Below are 16,046 nucleotides of genomic sequence, written 5' to 3' on the forward strand. Positions count from 1 at the left end.
CGTGGCCGAACGTGATCTGCGCAAGCGGTGCCGCCGCCTGCTGAACGAGCTGGACATCCAGCCGCCGCTCGACGTCTCGGAGCTCTGCCGCCGCGTCGGTGAGCAGCGCGGCAGGCCCATCCGGCTGATCGCGCACCCGATCCCGGTGCCCGGCCCGTACGGCGTGTGGATCGCCACCGCCAGGGCCGACTACATCCTGTACCAGCAGGAGACGTCGAAGGCGCACCAGAACCACATCATCCTGCACGAGCTGGGCCACCTGCTGGCCGGTCACAGCAGCGACGAGCAGGACGACGACCTGCTCGCGGGCCTGTACCCGGACCTCGAACCGGACGCGGTGCGGCGGGCGTTGAGGCGCACCTCCTACGACACCGAGCACGAGCGTGAGGCCGAGACGGTCGCGACGATCATCCTCGAGTGGGCGTCGGTGCTGGACAAGGTCGCGCCGCGGGCGTCCGAGGGCCCGGCGCGGCGCATGTCGTCCTCGCTCGCCGACCGGCTGGGGTGGCTCTGACGTGGAGTACCTGAAGGAGACGCAGGGAGTCGTCGCGTTCTCGGCGCTCGCGGTGATGCTGTACCTGCTGGTCCGCAGGCCGCACGACCCGCGCCTGCGTTCGGTGACGGCACTGGTGGCGGGCTGGGCGGTCGGCTACCCGTTCGGCAGGGCGGCCGCCGGCGGCAGGTGGTTCCTCGGGCTCGACCCGATGGTGTGCCAGCTGATCCAGCACTCGATGCTGCAGGTCGGCGTGTACGGCCTGATCTGCTTCTTCCTCTTCTCCGCGCTCGACGACGCCCGCGCGAGGCGCCAGGCGTTGCTCCAGCTCGTGCCGCTGGCGCTGTGCGTCGGCGTCATGACGTGGGCCGTGCTGTCGATCCCCGACGACCTGCGGGTGGCGGCCGCGCGCGTGCCCAACTCGCTCGGCGGCGGCCCCACGGGCGTCCTCGCCATCACGGTCTTCTACTCGCTGGGCAACGGCTACCTGCTCTACGGCTTCGCGGCGATGTTCGTGTGGGCCCGCCGCTACGCCCGCGGCGCCGAACCGCGGCTGCGCCGGGGTCTGCTGATCACCTCGACGGGTCTCGCGCTGCTGGTGCCGGCCGACGCGATCTTCGTGTCGTCCAACATCTCCCGCTACTTCGGCGAACCGCTCCCCCGCTGGTTGCTGACGCTGGCCGTGTTCTTCCTGCTGCCGGGCGTGCTGCTGTGCGTCGTCGGGGTCGTCTACCCGGTCGTCGCGATGCGGGTCGCCGCTTCGAAGCTGTGGCTGCGGCACCTGCGCGCGTACCACCGGCTGGCTCCGTTGTGGACGCTGCTGCACCAGTCGTTCCCCGAGGACGCCCTGCACCGGGTGCCGTCGCGGCGCGACGCGCTGTCGTTGCGCGGCGTGCACCGGCGGTACTACCGGCGGGTGATCGAGTGCCGGGACGGCCTGGTGCGGATCAGCCCGTACGTCGCCGAGACGCCCGAGGAGCTGCCGCTGTCCGAACGGCTGCGCGCCGGGCTGGAGACGCGCAGGTCGGGCACGGTGACGCTGCGGCGGCCGATCGCGCTGGCCGTGCCGGAGGACGACGGCATGGACGCGGACGTGCGGGAGCTGGAAAAGCTCGCGGCTTCGTTGCGCTGAGCAGGTCAACGAGAACGTGACGCCTCTGCTTCGGCGACGCGGACGCACTCCTCGAGCGCGGCCACCATGTACCGCCGCCACAGCGGAGCGAACGGTCCGGAGAGGATCCACCGCCGGCCCGGCAGCGGCAGGAACTCGTAGGTCCACCTGATGAGCGTGCCGTCGCCGTCCGGGTTGAAGTTCCACTCGCCCCGGACCCCGGCAGCGAGACGTGCGAGGACGTTCGTGAACCCGCTGAGCTGGTAGGCGAACGACACGCCTTCGACGTACTCGGTGAGTTGTTCGTCCGCCTGGGACCCGTCCTCGAACTGCGGGTTGCGAGTCGGACCGGCGTGGTCCCACGCCTCTGTCTGGTTGGCGACGGACTTCACGCCGGGGAAGGGGCCCACCTTGTGGAAGACGCTGGGCAGGTCGATCGGCGCGATGACGCGGAACGCGTGTTCGGGTGAGGTCCAGGTGCGCTGCTGGACGGTGATCGGAACCGTGCGGTCACCGGGCTTGATCAGGAGTGAGATCGTCATGCGGCTGAGCTTGCGCGGTGGGGACGACGCCCACCAGAGACCCTCAGTACCACCCAGTCCGCTCGCGGGACGTGAGAACCTGGGAGCCATGAACGATCTGGCTGTCGCCCTGCGGACGTGGCGCGACAGGATCACGCCCGCGGCCGTGGGCCTGCCGGCGGGGACCGACCGGCGCAGTCCGGGACTGCGCCGGGAAGAGCTCGCGGAGCTCGCGGGCATCTCCGTCGACTACCTCGTCCGCCTGGAGCAGGGGCGCGCCCGCAACCCCTCCCCCCAGGTGCTGGCCGCCCTCGCGCGAGCGCTCCGGGTCAACGCGGCGGAACGCGACGTCCTGTTCCGCGCCGCGGGAGTGGCGCCGCCGCCGGCCGGCACCATCTCGACGCACGTGAGCCCCGGCGTCCACCGCATCCTGGACCGGCTCCGGGACACGCCGGTCGCCGTGTACACGGCGGCGTGGGACTTCGTGCAGTCCAACGCCCTGTGGGACGCGCTCTTCGCCGGCGAGAAGGGACGGACGGGGCGAGAAGCCAACCTCGCGTGGCGGGCGTTCACCGCGGCGGACATCCCCGTCGCCTGGGCAGAGGGTGAAGAGGGAGCCTTCCGGCGGGATCTCGCGGCGGACCTGCACACGGCCTTGAGCGCCTACCCCGGGGACCCCCGCCTGGCGTCGCTCATCGCCGATCTGCGCCAGGTGAGTGCCGATTTCGACACCGTGTGGCGCGAGTGGGACGTCACGCGGCAATCCTCGCGGCCCAAGCAGATCCCCGTCCCCGGCGTCGGAGCCGTGACGCTGGACTGCGACATCCTCACCACGCACGACACCGACCTGCGGCTCATCGTCTACACGGCGGCACCGGGATCGGAGGACGCCGACAAGCTGGACCTCCTGCGCGCCGTCGGCGCCTGCTCGTAGAAAGCTCGCGGCATCCCTGCGCTGAGCTTATGGTCCCGATGTGGACCTGCCCGTGATGCCGCCGGTGAAGCCGATGCTCGCGAAGTCCGTGCCCGGGCTACCGCGCGGGGACGGGCTCGCCTACGAGCCCAAGTGGGACGGCTTCCGCTGCATCGTGTTCCGCGACGGCGACGAGGTCGAGCTGGGCTCGCGCAACGACAAGCCGCTCACCCGGTACTTCCCCGAGGTCGTCGAGCTGCTCAAGGACGCGCTGCCGCCGCGGTGCGTGGTCGACGGCGAGATCGTGCTGGTCACGCCCGACGGGTTGAGCTTCGACACGCTCCAGCTGCGGCTGCACCCGGCCGCGTCGCGGGTCACGAAGCTCTCGGTCGAGACGCCGGCGAGCTTCGTCGCGTTCGACCTGCTGGCGTGCGGTGACGACGACCTCACCGGCCTGCCGCAGGGCGAACGGCGGAAGAGGCTGGAAGAGGTCGTCTCCGAGGTGCCGGGCTTCTACCTGACACCGTCCACGGCGGACCCCGACGTCGCGCAGGACTGGTTCACGCGGTTCGAGGGCGCGGGCTTCGACGGCGTGATGGTCAAGCACCTGGACGGCGTCTACGAGCCGGACAAGCGCGTGATGTTCAAGGTCAAGCACGAGCGGACGGCCGACTGCGTGGTCGCGGGCTACCGCCTGCACAAGGACGGCGAGAGCGTCGGGTCGCTGGTGCTCGGGCTCTACCAGGACGGCGAGCTGCGCAACGTGGGCGTGGCGAGCAGCTTCACCGCGGCCCGGCGGCGTGAGCTGGTCGACGAGCTGAAGCCGTTGCTGAACCCGGCCGAGCACCCGTGGGCCGCGTGGGCGACCTACGAGGGGCCCGGCATGAACAGCCGCTGGAACCCCGAGAAGCAGCTCCAGGTGGTGCTGCTGGAGCCGACGCGGGTCGCCGAGGTGCGCTACGAGCACGTGCAGGGCGGGCGGTTCCGGCACACCGCGCGGCTCGTGCGGTTCCGCTTCGACAAAGAGCCTTCGGAGTGCACCTACGAGCAGCTGGAGGAGGTCCCGCCGGCCGAGCTGGACGCGCTGTTCGGCGAAGCGGAGCGCCGTCGGACAATCGAACGGTGAAGGTGATCAGGCGGGACGGCACGCACGAGATCGAGATCCAGCGGTCGCGGTTCCTGTGCCACGTCGCCCGCGTCGCCTCCGAGCAGGAGGCGGCGGAGTTCTTCGCGCGGGTCCGCAAGGAGCACTGGCAGGCCACGCACAACTGCACGGCGTTCCGGACCGCGGACACCCAGCGCTCCTCCGACGACGGCGAACCCGCGGGCACCGCCGGCGTCCCGATGCTGGAGGTGCTGACGCGCAGGGACCTCGTCGACACCGCCGTGGTCGTCACCCGCTACTACGGCGGGATCAAGCTCGGCGCCGGTGGCCTGGTCCGGGCGTACGGACGGGCTGTGTCGGAGGCCATCGACTCTCTCGGCACCCTGACCCGTGAACGGCACGAGACCGTGCTGCTGGCCGTGGACCACGACCAGGCGGGAAAGCTCGAGAACGCGTTGCGCGCGGCCGGATACCACGTCGCGGACACCGAGTACGGCCACGACGTCACGTTCACCGTGCACACCAAGGACCCGGAGGCGTTCGAGGTGTGGCTCGCCGCGCAGACCGGGGGCGCGGTCGCGGCGATCAGGGGCGAGCCCGTGGATCTCGATCGTTAGGGCTTGTCCCGTGAGCCTCATCCGCGATAGTCGCGGCCGAGGCCCTTAGGCGAGCAGGGCGTCCAGCGCGGCCTGGCTCTCGTCGTCCGCGGCGCGGTGGATCACCAGGAGCTGGTCGGGGTCCTGCAGCGGCCTGAGCGTCTCGAACTGGACCTCGATCACGCCGGCGTCCGGGTGCCGCAGCGACTTCCGCCCGCGGGCGTTGACCTTGACGTCCTGCGCGGCCCACAGGCGCGCGAACTCCGCGTCGAGCGACACGCACTCGGCGATGAGGTCGCTCAGCACCTGGTCGTCCGGGTGCGCCGCCCAGGCGGTGCGCAGGTGGGCGACGCCCTCCCGCACCACGCGGTCGCGGTCGACGTAGCGCTCGCGCATGTCCGGGTGCATCAGGCACACCCACATCGCGTTGCGCCTCGACGGCGGCAGGGTGCCGAAGTCGAGGAACAGCCGCGCCATCTCGTCGTTCCAGGCGAGGACGTCGTAGCGGTGGTTCATCAGCATGGCCGGGCGTGGGGACAGGTCGTCGACCAACCTGGCCAGTGAGCTCTCGGCGGTGGTGGCGGGCTTGTCGTCGTCGCGGGGCCGCTGCCGGGCCAGGCCGTAGAGGTAGCTGCGTTCGTCCGGTTCCAGGCGCAGGGCCCTGGCCAGCGCTTCCACCACGTCCGCCGAGGGCCGCAGCCCGCGGGCCTGTTCGAGCCGCACCACGTAGTCGACGCTGATCCCGGCCAGTTCGGCGACCTCCTCCCTGCGCAGTCCGGGGGTCCGCCGCGACTGGCGGCGCGAGGGCAGGCCGAAGTCGCGCGGGTCGAGGCGCTCGCGCCGGGCCCGCAGGAACGCGGCCAGCTGCTCCGGCACGTCCACGGTGCTGGTGATCACCCCCGGTCCAACAGCGAGGGTAGGACGGCTGTTCCCAGGAAGTGCCCTCCCTTACCCCCGGCTCGCGACCGGCAGAGGCTGGTGCCGGAAGACGATCACGAACACAGGAGGACCTGATGTCGGTCACCCTCGACACCTACCGGCTGCTCGGCCGGTCCGGGCTGCGGGTCTCCCCGCTGGCGCTGGGCACGGCCACCTTCGGCACCAGTCTCGGCTGGGGCGCGGAGCAGGAGGAGGCCAGGAAGCTGTTCGACGTCTACGTCGACCGCGGCGGCAACTTCCTCGACACCGCCGCCGCCTACGGCGAGTCCGAACGCATTCTGGGCGAGTTCGTCCGCGGCCGCCGTGAGAGCCTCGTGCTGGCGACGAAGTACTCGACGCTGCGCACGCCCGGCGACCCGAACTCCGGGGGCGCGCACCGCAAGAGCCTGTTCTCGTCGGTGGAGAACAGCCTGCGGCAGCTGGGCACCGACTACCTCGACCTGCTGTACGTGCACGTGTGGGACTTCTCGACCCCGGTCGAGGAGGTGCTGCGCGGCCTCGACGACCTCGTCAGGCAGGGCAAGGTCCTGTACGTGGCGATGTCGAACGCCCCGGCGTGGCAGGTCTCGCGCATGCAGGCGATCGCCGACCTGCGCGGGTGGTCGCCGCTGGTCGCGTTGCAGGTCGAGTACAGCCTCATCAACCGGGACGCGGAACGCGACCTGATCCCGATGGCGCGGGCGGTGGGGCTGGGCGTGACGCCGTACTCCCCGCTGGGCGGCGGCGTGCTGTCCGGCAAGTACACCCGCGCCGACCTGACCTCCCCCGACACCGCCGAGAGCTCGCGCAGGAAGTTCAACGCCAACCTGGGCATGGTCACCGAACGCACGCTCGACATCGCGGACGTCGTGCGGGAGGTCTCCGCGGAGGTGGGGTGCACGCCGGCGCAGGTCGCGCTGGCCTGGAACCTGCGGCAGCCCGGCGTGACGGCGCCCGTCGTCGGTGCCCGCACCCCCGAGCAGCTGCTGGGGAACCTGGACGCCCTGGAGGTGGACCTCACCGACGACCAGCTGGCCCGGCTCGACGCGGCCAGCGCGACCGAGCTCGGCTACCCGCACACCCTGCTCACCGGTGACCACATCCGCACGGTGGTGAAGGGCGGCCTGAAGATCGAAGACCGCTGAAAACGCCCGTGGCGCGCCTCCCCGGTGGTGATGGGGGAAGCGCGCCACGTCGTGGTGCCTACGTGCAGGGAATCACGTCCGGGTCAGCGCCCGCCTTGGGCACCCACCGCACGTTCGCGAACGACGCCTGGAACGGGCCGTCCGTGTAGACCAGGAACGGCGTGTTGACGTTCTCCAGGTCCAGTCCCTTGTCGGAGAAGCAGTTGACCGAGATCTTCACGGTCGCCTTCTGCCCGATGGGGATGTTCCGGAACGCCTGCGTGGCATCGATCTCCGCCATGCACGGGTACATGCAGTGCGCGCTGACGACCGTGCGGTTGGCCGGGGCCTGGTGCACGATCACGTCGAACTCGATGGCCGCGTTGGCGTTGCCGTAGCCGCGCAGGTCGCTGCCGGTCGGGCTCTGCAGGTACACCTGGCCGGGGCCGGTGCCGGTCCACGTCGTCTTGAGCGCGTCCTGCTGGACGTTGACGTCGGACTGCACGACGTTGATCTCGGCGTGCGAGGCCTGGCCGTCGGGACCGATCTCGGTACCGCCCCAGTTCTCCGCGGAGCCGATCATGCTCTTGTACGGCGCGACGTCCGTGCGGTTGAAGACCTCGAGGTCCTCGGTCGCCGTGCCGCCGCCACCGCCGGAGCAGGTGCCACCGGGGCTCGTCTCGTCGAGCTTGCCGACGGTGCCGGTCTGCCAGTCGCGCAGGCCGTAGCCGAACTTGAACAGCGGCGTCTTGGCGGGCTCACCCGGCAGCGCGGGGCAGGCCTCGCCAGGCCACGAGTAGGACAGCTTGCCGGTGAACCCGTTGTGGCGGCCCTTGATCAGCAGGTCCGCGATGCCCTGGCCCTCGCTGCCCGGCAGCCAGGCGGACACGAACGCGTCGGAGCGGTTGATCTCCTTGTTCATGTACATGGCGCGGCCACCGACGTAGACGGTGATGACCGGCTTGCCCTTGCCGGACACCTTGTCCAGCACGGCGAGGTCCTGCGGGTACAGGCGAGCGGTCTCGAACGAGCGCTTGCCGAGGTCGCCCACGCCCTCCGCGTACGGAGTCTCACCGATGACGGCGATGACGGCGTCGAACTGCGCCGGGTCGACGCCGTCCGCGGTCTCGGCGAACGTGACGTTCGCGGCGCCCAGGGTGTCCTGGATGCCCTTGAGGATGCTGGTGGCGTTGGGGAAGTCGGCGTTGGTGTTGCCGGTGCCCTGCCAGGACAGCGTCCAGCCGCCGGTCTGGTTCGAGATGTTGTCCGCGCTCTTGCCGACGACGAGGACCTTGCTGCGGTTGGAGAGCGGCAGCACGCGCTTGTCGTTCTTCAGCAGCACGGCGGACTCGCGCACGGCCTTGCGGGCGAGTTCCTTGTGCAGCAATGCCTTCTGCTCACCGGCGTGGTCGCGCTGCGACGGCTTGGGGGCGTCGAACGTGCCGGCGCGCAGCTTGACGCGCAGGATGCGGGTGACCGCGTCGTCGATGCGGGCCATCGGGATCTGGCCGGACTCGACCTGGGCGACCGTGGTGGTGATGAACGCCTTCCACTCGCCGGGCACCATGATGATGTCCATGCCGGCGTTGATGGCCTGCGGGCAGCTGGAGTTGGTGCAGCCGGTGACCTGGCCGATGCCGTTCCAGTCGGAGACGAGCAGGCCGTCGAAGCCCATCTTCTCCTTGAGGATGCCGGTCTGCACGTACTTGCTGCCGTGCACCTTGCCCTCGTTGATGACGTCGTTCGTCCAGCTGTTGAACGAGATCATCACGGTCTGCGCACCCGCGGCGAGAGCCCCGTAGTAGCCCTGCCCGTGGAGGTTGATCATCTGCTGCTCGGTGGCGGCCGTGATGCCCTGGTCCTTGCCACCGGTCGTGCCGCCGTCACCGATGAAGTGCTTGGCGGTGGCGATCACGCCGTCCTCGCCGATGCGCTTCTTCGCGTTGTCCTGCAAGCCCCTGACGGCCTCGTACCCGTAGGCGCGCGTGATCCGCGGGTCCTCGGAGTAGCCCTCGTAGGTCCGGCCCCAGCGGTCGTCCTGCACCACGGCGAGCGTGGGAGCGAACGCCCAGTCCTGACCGGTGGCGCGGATCTGCTCGGCCGTGGCCTCGTGGATGTCGCGGACGAGGCAGGGGTCGTGCGCGGCGCCGAGACCGATGTTGTGGGGGAACACCGTCGCGCCGAAGACGTTGTTGTTGCCGTGCACCGCGTCGATGCCCCAGATGACGGGGATCTTGGTGCGCGAGGCCTTCGAGGCCTCCCAGTAGGCGTCGGCCAGCGTCAGCCAGTCCTGCGGCGCGGCGTGCTTGTTGCCGCCGGGGAAGCTGCCGCCACCGTTGAGCACGGAGCCGAACCCGTACGTCGTCACGTCGGCGGGCGTGATCTGCCCGATCTCGGGCTGCGTCATCTGGCCGACCTTCTCGGCCAGCGTCATGTCCTTGAGGATGGCCTTGATGCGGGCCTCGTCCCTGCGGTCACCGTCGAGCTGGCTGTCGACCTTCGGCCAGTCCTTGAGGGTGGGCAGGGACTTCTCGATGCGGGCGCACCCGTGCTCGGTCTTGGGCTGCCCGATCACCGTCTGCTTCGGCCCGTGCCGCTCTTCCTGTGCGGCCGCGACGGATGTCGCGGCCGTTGTAGCGCCGGCCGCGAGCGTCAGCCCCAGCACCGCGGCGAGAGTGCTTCTCCAATGCATGCCGCGATCCTCAACGGCGTGTTACGTCCACGTCAATGGGAACGCTCTCACGACTTTGTTCCGGAAACTTTCGGGACGAAAGACGCTTATCGGGCTCGTGTTGGGTGGTGTGGTGGTTTGTGCGGCTGTGTTGGTTGAGGGATCGGTGTGCTTGCGCTGGTTGCGGTTCCAGCGGAGGGGTCACCGGCCGTGCATCAGGTTGCCTTGCATGGGTGGTTGCTCGGGCAGTTTCGACGCGTTGGGGCTCTACTGCTACCCAGCGGTCCACAGGGCTGTCCGGCTCGCTTGGCATCGCCACCGGGGGCGTCTCGACGAGCTCAGAGCAGGCGGCTGGTGAAGCCCGCCTGTACCAGGCGGTCATAGGCGGCCAGTACGCCCTGCGGGACGTGCTGTTCTGTCGCGAAGCCCATCTTCGGGTACTCGATGATGCGTTGCAGGTCCCCGACGAGCATGTCGATGACGAGCTTCTCGTCTCCGATCGCGCGGACGTAGTCGTCGAGCTTGAGCGGTTCGGACGCGCAGGTGGTGTCGGCCTCCGGCCACGCCTTGCTGCACGTGGCGTACGCGCGGCGCTCCATGTAGGGCTTGGAGATCAGCAGTACCGAGCGGGGATCGTGGCCGTGCTCGGCGAGGAGTGCGCGAGAGAGGGTGATGTTCTGGCCCGTGTTGCCCGCGTGCGGTTCTACCAGGATGGCGTTGTCCGGCACGCCCAGCGCCAGGGCGTGTTCGCGGTAGTGCACGGCTTCGCCGCGCGGGAAGCGGGCGGCGGTGGTCGGGCTGGTGCCGCCGGTGAACACCAGCAGCGGGAACAGGCCTGCGTGGTACAGCTCAGCCGCGAACGTCGCCACGCCCAGGTCGTGGCTGCCCAGGCCGATCGCGACGTCGGCCGGGCGCCGCTCGTGGCCCATCTGGTGGTAGTCCCAGATTGATTGGGCGTCACGCCACTGCTCGTCGCTGATCTGCTCGATCACGGTTGGTGCGCTCCTAGTTCACACGCTCGAAGGCACTGCGGATGGCCTCGATGCTGGCGAGTTGGTGGGACATGCCGAACCTACGGGACGTGGTGGCCGCACCGTCGAGCAGTTGAAGGCCGCCTTCTGAGGTTCTGCGATCGGACAGAAGGATGTGGGCATGCGCGGTCTGGAGCCGCACTCGGTGCATCGGGGAGTCGGCCGAGCGGTTGGCGAGCGCGACGTCGATGTAGCGCAGGGCGGCGCCGAGTTCGCCCGCGCCGCGGTGCGCGAGCGCCAGCTTTTGATGTGCGACCGACCAGTCGTCGGGCTCTTCTAGTTTCTCGAATCGGCGGATGGCCTCGGCCATGACCGTCATCGCATGCTCATTCGCTCCCTTCTTGCTGAGGGCGGTACCCACCCACAGCAGTGCTCGTGTGCGATCACGCGCGCTGAGACGTGAGTCGGCTGCAAGGGCCTCGTACCTGCTGGCAGCCAGTTCGAGTCGCCCGTTCATCTCTTCGACGACTGCCAGGGACAGCTCGACCTGCGCCGCTCGTCGCGGCACACCCAACTCCCGGAAGAACTGATGCGCACAACGATAGGTGTGCGGCGCAGACAGGAGCCCTGAGATGTCGCCTTGATCCCGCTGGAGGTCGCCGAGCAACACGAGTGACCGGGAGTGGAGGTGCAGACCGTGGTTGTCGAGTTCCGACGGCGTGAAGCGCCGGAGCCAGCGGTCGATGAGGCTCCCGGCGAACTTGAAGTCCTGCCGAGCCAGGCACGCGGCGGCGCGTCCCAGGTCGTCGGCCCAGGTCTCGTAGTCCCACTCGCGGGGACCGCTTCGGTAGTAGTCGAGCACGGGCTTCTCGCCCTCCTGCCGGAGCAACAGCTCGAACCGCTGCTTCGCCTCGGCGTCCGCAGCAGCCAGAGCAGTGTCCAAAATCGACTGCGTGAACGGACGCGGTGTCGTCCGGGATCCGAGCGACTCCCATTTGGTGATAGTTCGAGCGCCAACGCCCAGACGGTCCGCGAAGCCGCGCACGCTGAGGCGCAGAGCGCGTCGCAACGCACGCGCTTCCCTGCCCGTCCAGTGAGCCAATGACCCCATCGGACCTCCTCCCGCACCTATGCAACCACTCGCAAAGGAACACCTGCGGCACAAGTGCCACGGAAGTGCCACACCTGTTCGTTCCTCGGCAATCCGAACATGACCAGGCTTCTCAACAGGTGACAGCACCTCCACTGGGACGGCGTGAACGTGAAGGACAACAAGAAGACCAGCCCGACCTTGTTGCTTCCGCTCATCGCCCAGAGGCCGCCGCCAACACATCCGATGACGTGTTCACCACTCGCTGCCGAGGAGACGACCGTGACATCAACCCTCAAGTCCGCCCCGAAGATCTCGACCGAACTCCGGCACCGGCTGCGCCTCCAGCTTGCAGCCGAACACTCGATCAGCATCACCGACGCCGACCGGATCGTCACCGACACGATCAGCTTCCTCGCTGTCTGCGCAGCGAACCCGGAGGAGCAGTTCCGGCCGAGCAGGCAGGTCGACCTCGGCTGGCACCAGTTCATCCTCAACACCCACGACTACGCGGACTTCTGCGGTCGAGTCGCCGGACGCTTCATCCACCACGTGCCGGAGGAGTTCGTGGCACCGGAGCGTCGCGCGACAGCAGACGCGCTCGCCTCTACCGTGGAGGCGATCAAGGTCTCCGGCCTGCCCTTCCACGACGAGCTGTGGCTGAGCGGCGCAGGACGTTGTTCGCAATGCCACTCGGGTTGCACCAACTGCGGCCAAGGCGGCGAGGACCCGAACCGAGGGAACAGATGAGCATCCGCCTCGATTGGCAGGACCTGCCCATGGACGTGCGTGCCGCCGTCCAGGACCACGCCGGGCCTGTGATCGGGGCGGAAAGCGCCTCAGTCGGCCGCAACTCCGCTTTCGCCGCAACGCTGACCACCCAGGACGGGCTGGTGTTCTGCAAAGGCGGCAGAAGCGACGGGCCACAGGCGGTCATGCACCGCAACGAAGCTGCGGTGAACCCGTTTCTGCCAGAAGAACTAGCCCCGCACCTGTTGTGGCGCGTCGAGCAGGACGGCTGGCTGTTGCTCGGCTTCCAGTACGTTGCCGGGAGACACGCGGATCTGTCTCCTGGTTCTCCTGACCTTCCGCTGGTGGCGGCTGCCATCAAGAAGATCAGCGATATCACGCCTCCTCCGGTGCCGCAGCGGGCGATTGCCGATCATTGGCAGACGGCGCTCGGCAACGGAGCCACGAGTGAATGGGCAGAACGAGCACCGCAGTACATGTGCGGTTCGACGTTGGTCCATTCCGACCTCAACCCGTTGAACATCCTGGTCGCCGATGCGGCACATGTCGTCGACTGGGCGTGGTGGCGGACCGGCGCGGCCTGGATCGACCCTGCATTCGTCGTCGTGCGGCTCGTGGCGGAAGGTCACCAGCCCTCACACGCCGAGGAATGGGCGGCGCAGTTCGACGGGTTCCGGGAAGCACCCTCCAAAGCGATCACCGCGTTCGCCGCGTCGCTGGTGTGCCTGTGGGAGCGGAAGTTCGCCGACACCGACACCACCAAGGCGGCGCGGCGGTGGGCGGAACACCGCTGCGGCTGACTCAACGCAACGGCCTCCGGTTCCACAGGAACCGGAGGCCGTTGCGTCAGACGGTTGGGGTCAGCCTGCCAGGGCGCGCACGCGGCGCAGCACCTCGCCCGTGCCCAGCGTGCGGGCCACCGCGTGCAGGTCCGGGCTGGCCTTCGAGCCGGTCAGCGCGACTCGGATCAGCTGGGCCGCCTCGCGGATGGAGCCGGGGTAGGCGTCCGGGTTCTTCTTGTACTCCTTGGGGTTCGGGGCGAAGCCGTGCTTCGTCGCGAGCTCCCGGATCTGGCCGAACCACTCCTGGCCGTCCTCCAGGTCGGCGTAGCCGTCGGCGAAGTCCGCCGCGAACGCGGCGATCAGCTCCGGGTTGAGGCCGCCGAGGCGCTCGTCCGCGCGGTCGGAGACCAGGGGGAAGAGCGACGGGAAGAAGAAGCCGTAGGCCGTGCGGAAGTCGGACCACTTGCGGAGGTCCTTGCGCGGGTTGGCGACCTCCGGGCCGCGCTCCACCTCCAGAGCGGCCAGCGCCTCGGCGCGCGAGGCGGACAGGACCGCCACCAGTTCCGGGTCGTAGGTCGCTGCCCAGGTGGAGACCCGCTCGATGATCTCCTCGCCCGACAGGGTGGCGACGTAGTCGGCGCAGATGTCGTCCAGCTTCACGAGGTCGACCAGGGGGCCTGCCACGCCGCACTCCGCGAGGGAGATCGGTGCGGCCAGGGCCTCGGCCAGGGGGAGCTCGGCCAGGCGGGCGTTCACCAGGCCTCGCATGTAGTACTGGACGGCCTCGGCCGGGAAGCCCGCCTCGATGAAGAACTCCACGGACGCTTCTGGGTCCTTGCGCTTCGAGAGCTTGCGGCGGGAGCCGCCCTGCTGCTTCATCAGCGGCGCGATGTGGGCGTACTCGACTCGCTCGAAGCCCAGGGCGTCGAAGAGCTGGAGGTGGGTCGGGACCGAAGAGATCCACTCCTCGCCGCGGATCACCAGGTTCACGCGCATCAAGTGGTCGTCGACGGCGTGCGCGAAGTGGTACGTGGGCAGGCGCGGGCTCTGGTCGGAGGCCTTGAGGATCACCACGTCGTTGCGGTTGGCCTCGTGCTCCAGCTCGCCGCGGATCGCGTCGGTGAACTTCGTGCGCTCCCCCGCCTTGCCCGGCGAGCGGAAGCGGACGACGTACGGGCGGCCGGCGTCCAGGGCCTCCTGGACCTCTTCCGCGGTCTTGTCGCGCCAGATCGCCCAGCGGCCGTAGTAGCCGGTGGGGAGCTTCGTGGCCTGCTGGCGGGCGGTGATGTCCGCGAGCTCGTCCTTCGTGGCGAAGCACAGGTACGCGGCGCCGGAGCGCAGCAGCTCGCGCACGTAGGTCAGGTAGATCTGCTCGCGCTGCGACTGGTGGTACGGGCCGTACGAGCCCACCTCGGCGGCCTCGTCGGGTTCGATGCCGAAGTAGGTAAACGCCCTGGTGAACTGCTCGACCGCGCCCTCCACCTCGCGCGCCTGGTCGGTGTCCTCGACGCGCACGATGTACGAGCCGCCCGAGTGGGTGGCGATGTCGCGGTCGATCATGCCGACGTAGAGGCCGCCGATGTGCAGGAAACCGGTCGGCGACGGCCCCAGACGGGTGACCTTCGCGCCTTCGCCCAGGCCGCGAGGCGGGTACTGCTCCTCCCAGAACGACGGCTCGGGCAGGTCCGAGGGGAACAGGGCGTCGACGACGGCACGGTCGAGCATCGCTGAGGGTCTCCAAAACCGGGGAAAGAAAGTCCTCCCAGGTTATCAATGCACGACCTCGGGGAACGCCCTGGGCATGAAGGCAGTCACTTGGCACGGCAAACGCGACGTCCGGGTCGACACGGTGCCCGACCCCGTCCTGAAAGAGCCGGAAGACGTGATCGTGAAGGTCACGTCGAGCGGCATCTGCGGATCGGACCTGCACCTGTACGAGGTGCTCGGGCCGTTCCTCACCGAAGGCGACATCCTCGGGCACGAGCCGATGGGCGTCGTCGAGGAGGTCGGCTCGCAGGTCACGAACCTCACACCGGGCGACAGGGTGGTGATCCCGTTCAACGTCTCCTGCAACCACTGCTTCATGTGCGAGCAGGGCCTGCAGAGCCAGTGCGAGACCACCCAGGTCAGGGAGCACGGGTCGGGCGCGGCGCTGTTCGGGTACACGAAGCTCTACGGTCAGGTGCCGGGCGGGCAGGCCGAGTACCTGCGGGTCCCGTTCGGCAACTCGCTGCCGATCAAGGTCCCGGACGGCCCGCCGGACGACAGGTTCGTCTACCTCAGCGACGTGCTGCCCACCGCGTGGCAGGCCGTCGAGTACGCGGACGTCAAGGAGGGCGGCACCGTCGCCGTCCTCGGCCTCGGGCCCATCGGGGACATGGCCTGCCGGGTCGCCCTGCAGAGGAACGCGCGGGTCATCGGCATCGACCTCGTCCCGGAACGGCTCGCGCGGGCCAAGGCGCGCGGTGTCGAGACGATCGACCTGCGCGGGGCCGGCAAGCGCCTCACCGAGGTCGTCCTCGACCTCACGAACGGGCGCGGGCCCGACGCGGTGATCGACGCGGTCGGCATGGAGGCCCACGGCGCCCCGGTCGGGAAGATCGCCCAGCAGCTCACGGGGCTGCTGCCGGACACGATGGCCCAGAAGCTCATGAAGGAGGCGGGCGTCGACCGGCTCAAGGCCCTCTACAGCGCCATCGACATGGTCCGCAGGGGCGGCACGATCTCGATCGTCGGCGTCTACGGCGGCATGGCGGACCCGATGCCGATGCTGACCCTGTTCGACAAGCAGGTCCAGCTGCGGATGGGCCAGGCGAACGTGTGGCGCTGGGTCCCGGAGATCCTGCCGCTGCTCACCGACGAGGACCCGCTGGGCACGCAGGACTTCGCCACGCACCGGTTGCCGCTCGAGGAGGCGCCCCAGGCGTACGAGACGTTCCAGAAGAAGAACGACGGCATGGTCAAAGTGCTGCTCAAACCTTGATCGGCATATCCTGCCCCG

At 69.3% G+C, this 16,046-nt stretch carries 15 protein-coding genes; 9 read left to right on the forward strand and 6 right to left on the reverse strand.

What is annotated here, in order from left to right; translation table 11 throughout:
* The first annotated feature begins 1 nt into the window (after position 1).
* Together VM306_RS39895 and VM306_RS39900 are read left to right on the forward strand one after the other, a co-directional pair.
* Positions 2 to 514 (forward strand): hypothetical protein, encoded by a 513-nt coding sequence (locus VM306_RS39895; protein WP_325524582.1) that lies wholly within the window; start codon positions 2 to 4, stop codon positions 512 to 514.
* 1 nt (position 515) lies between these two features.
* Entirely contained in the window at positions 516 to 1,625 is a 1,110-nt protein-coding gene (locus VM306_RS39900; RefSeq protein ID WP_325524583.1) for an MAB_1171c family putative transporter, read from the forward strand.
* Positions 1,626 to 1,630: 5 nt separating this feature from the next.
* Here the strand turns inward: VM306_RS39900 and VM306_RS39905 are convergent, their stop codons facing one another.
* Positions 1,631 to 2,146, reverse strand: a complete 516-nt coding sequence (locus tag VM306_RS39905; RefSeq protein WP_325524587.1) for an SRPBCC family protein — start codon at positions 2,144 to 2,146, stop codon at positions 1,631 to 1,633.
* Between the two features lie 88 nt (positions 2,147 to 2,234).
* On the opposite strand from VM306_RS39905, the gene VM306_RS39910 reads away from it, so the two are divergent.
* From VM306_RS39910 to VM306_RS39920, 3 genes are read left to right on the forward strand one after another with little or no spacing between them, the layout of a single operon-like run.
* Positions 2,235 to 3,059 carry a helix-turn-helix domain-containing protein gene (locus VM306_RS39910; RefSeq protein WP_325524591.1) on the forward strand — a complete coding sequence of 275 codons (825 nt, stop codon included), beginning with the start codon at positions 2,235 to 2,237 and terminating at the stop codon, positions 3,057 to 3,059.
* A 40-nt stretch (positions 3,060 to 3,099) separates the two neighbouring features.
* Complete coding sequence (locus VM306_RS39915; protein ID WP_325524595.1) at positions 3,100 to 4,164, forward strand: ATP-dependent DNA ligase; 1,065 nt, start codon at positions 3,100 to 3,102, stop codon at positions 4,162 to 4,164.
* Positions 4,161 to 4,760: a YigZ family protein gene (locus tag VM306_RS39920; RefSeq protein ID WP_325524598.1), complete on the forward strand. Its 600-nt coding sequence runs from the start codon at positions 4,161 to 4,163 to the stop codon at positions 4,758 to 4,760. The genes VM306_RS39915 and VM306_RS39920 overlap by 4 nt, the downstream gene beginning before the upstream one ends.
* Positions 4,761 to 4,805: 45 nt before the next feature.
* On the opposite strand, the gene VM306_RS39925 is transcribed toward VM306_RS39920, so the two are convergent.
* Entirely contained in the window at positions 4,806 to 5,636 is an 831-nt protein-coding gene (locus VM306_RS39925; RefSeq protein ID WP_325524602.1) for a helix-turn-helix transcriptional regulator, read from the reverse strand.
* Between the two features lie 116 nt (positions 5,637 to 5,752).
* On the opposite strand from VM306_RS39925, the gene VM306_RS39930 reads away from it, so the two are divergent.
* Positions 5,753 to 6,802 carry an aldo/keto reductase gene (locus VM306_RS39930; RefSeq protein ID WP_325524604.1) on the forward strand — a complete coding sequence of 350 codons (1,050 nt, stop codon included), beginning with the start codon at positions 5,753 to 5,755 and terminating at the stop codon, positions 6,800 to 6,802.
* 58 nt (positions 6,803 to 6,860) lie between these two features.
* Here VM306_RS39930 and VM306_RS39935 read toward each other — a convergent pair whose 3' ends face one another.
* The 3 genes from VM306_RS39935 to VM306_RS39945 form a co-directional block, all read right to left on the reverse strand.
* The gene (locus VM306_RS39935; RefSeq protein ID WP_325524608.1) at positions 6,861 to 9,473 is read right to left on the reverse strand and encodes an exo 1,3/1,4-beta-D-glucan glucohydrolase; all 2,613 of its coding nucleotides are present in this window, start codon (positions 9,471 to 9,473) and stop codon (positions 6,861 to 6,863) included.
* 317 nt (positions 9,474 to 9,790) lie between these two features.
* The gene (locus VM306_RS39940; protein ID WP_325524611.1) at positions 9,791 to 10,444 is read right to left on the reverse strand and encodes a YdcF family protein; all 654 of its coding nucleotides are present in this window, start codon (positions 10,442 to 10,444) and stop codon (positions 9,791 to 9,793) included.
* 13 nt (positions 10,445 to 10,457) lie between these two features.
* A complete protein-coding gene (locus tag VM306_RS39945) occupies positions 10,458 to 11,534 on the reverse strand; it encodes a tetratricopeptide repeat protein (protein WP_325524615.1) in 1,077 nt (358 codons plus the stop codon).
* Positions 11,535 to 11,678: 144 nt separating this feature from the next.
* Here VM306_RS39945 and VM306_RS39950 point away from each other — a divergent pair, with 144 nt between their 5' ends.
* Positions 11,679 to 12,263 (forward strand): hypothetical protein, encoded by a 585-nt coding sequence (locus VM306_RS39950; protein ID WP_325524618.1) that lies wholly within the window; start codon positions 11,679 to 11,681, stop codon positions 12,261 to 12,263.
* Positions 12,260 to 13,063 carry a hypothetical protein gene (locus tag VM306_RS39955; protein ID WP_325524621.1) on the forward strand — a complete coding sequence of 268 codons (804 nt, stop codon included), beginning with the start codon at positions 12,260 to 12,262 and terminating at the stop codon, positions 13,061 to 13,063. The genes VM306_RS39950 and VM306_RS39955 overlap by 4 nt, the downstream gene beginning before the upstream one ends.
* 60 nt (positions 13,064 to 13,123) lie before the next feature.
* Here VM306_RS39955 and VM306_RS39960 read toward each other — a convergent pair whose 3' ends face one another.
* Positions 13,124 to 14,770, reverse strand: coding sequence for a glutamate--tRNA ligase (locus tag VM306_RS39960; protein WP_325524625.1), 1,647 nt, complete (start codon positions 14,768 to 14,770; stop codon positions 13,124 to 13,126).
* A gap of 76 nt (positions 14,771 to 14,846) precedes the next feature.
* Between VM306_RS39960 and VM306_RS39965 the strand changes: the two genes are divergently transcribed.
* A complete protein-coding gene (locus tag VM306_RS39965) occupies positions 14,847 to 16,028 on the forward strand; it encodes a zinc-dependent alcohol dehydrogenase (protein WP_325524629.1) in 1,182 nt (393 codons plus the stop codon).
* Positions 16,029 to 16,046 lie beyond the last annotated feature (18 nt).

The organism is Lentzea sp., assembly GCF_035525475.1.
GTDB lineage: Bacteria > Actinomycetota > Actinomycetes > Mycobacteriales > Pseudonocardiaceae > Lentzea.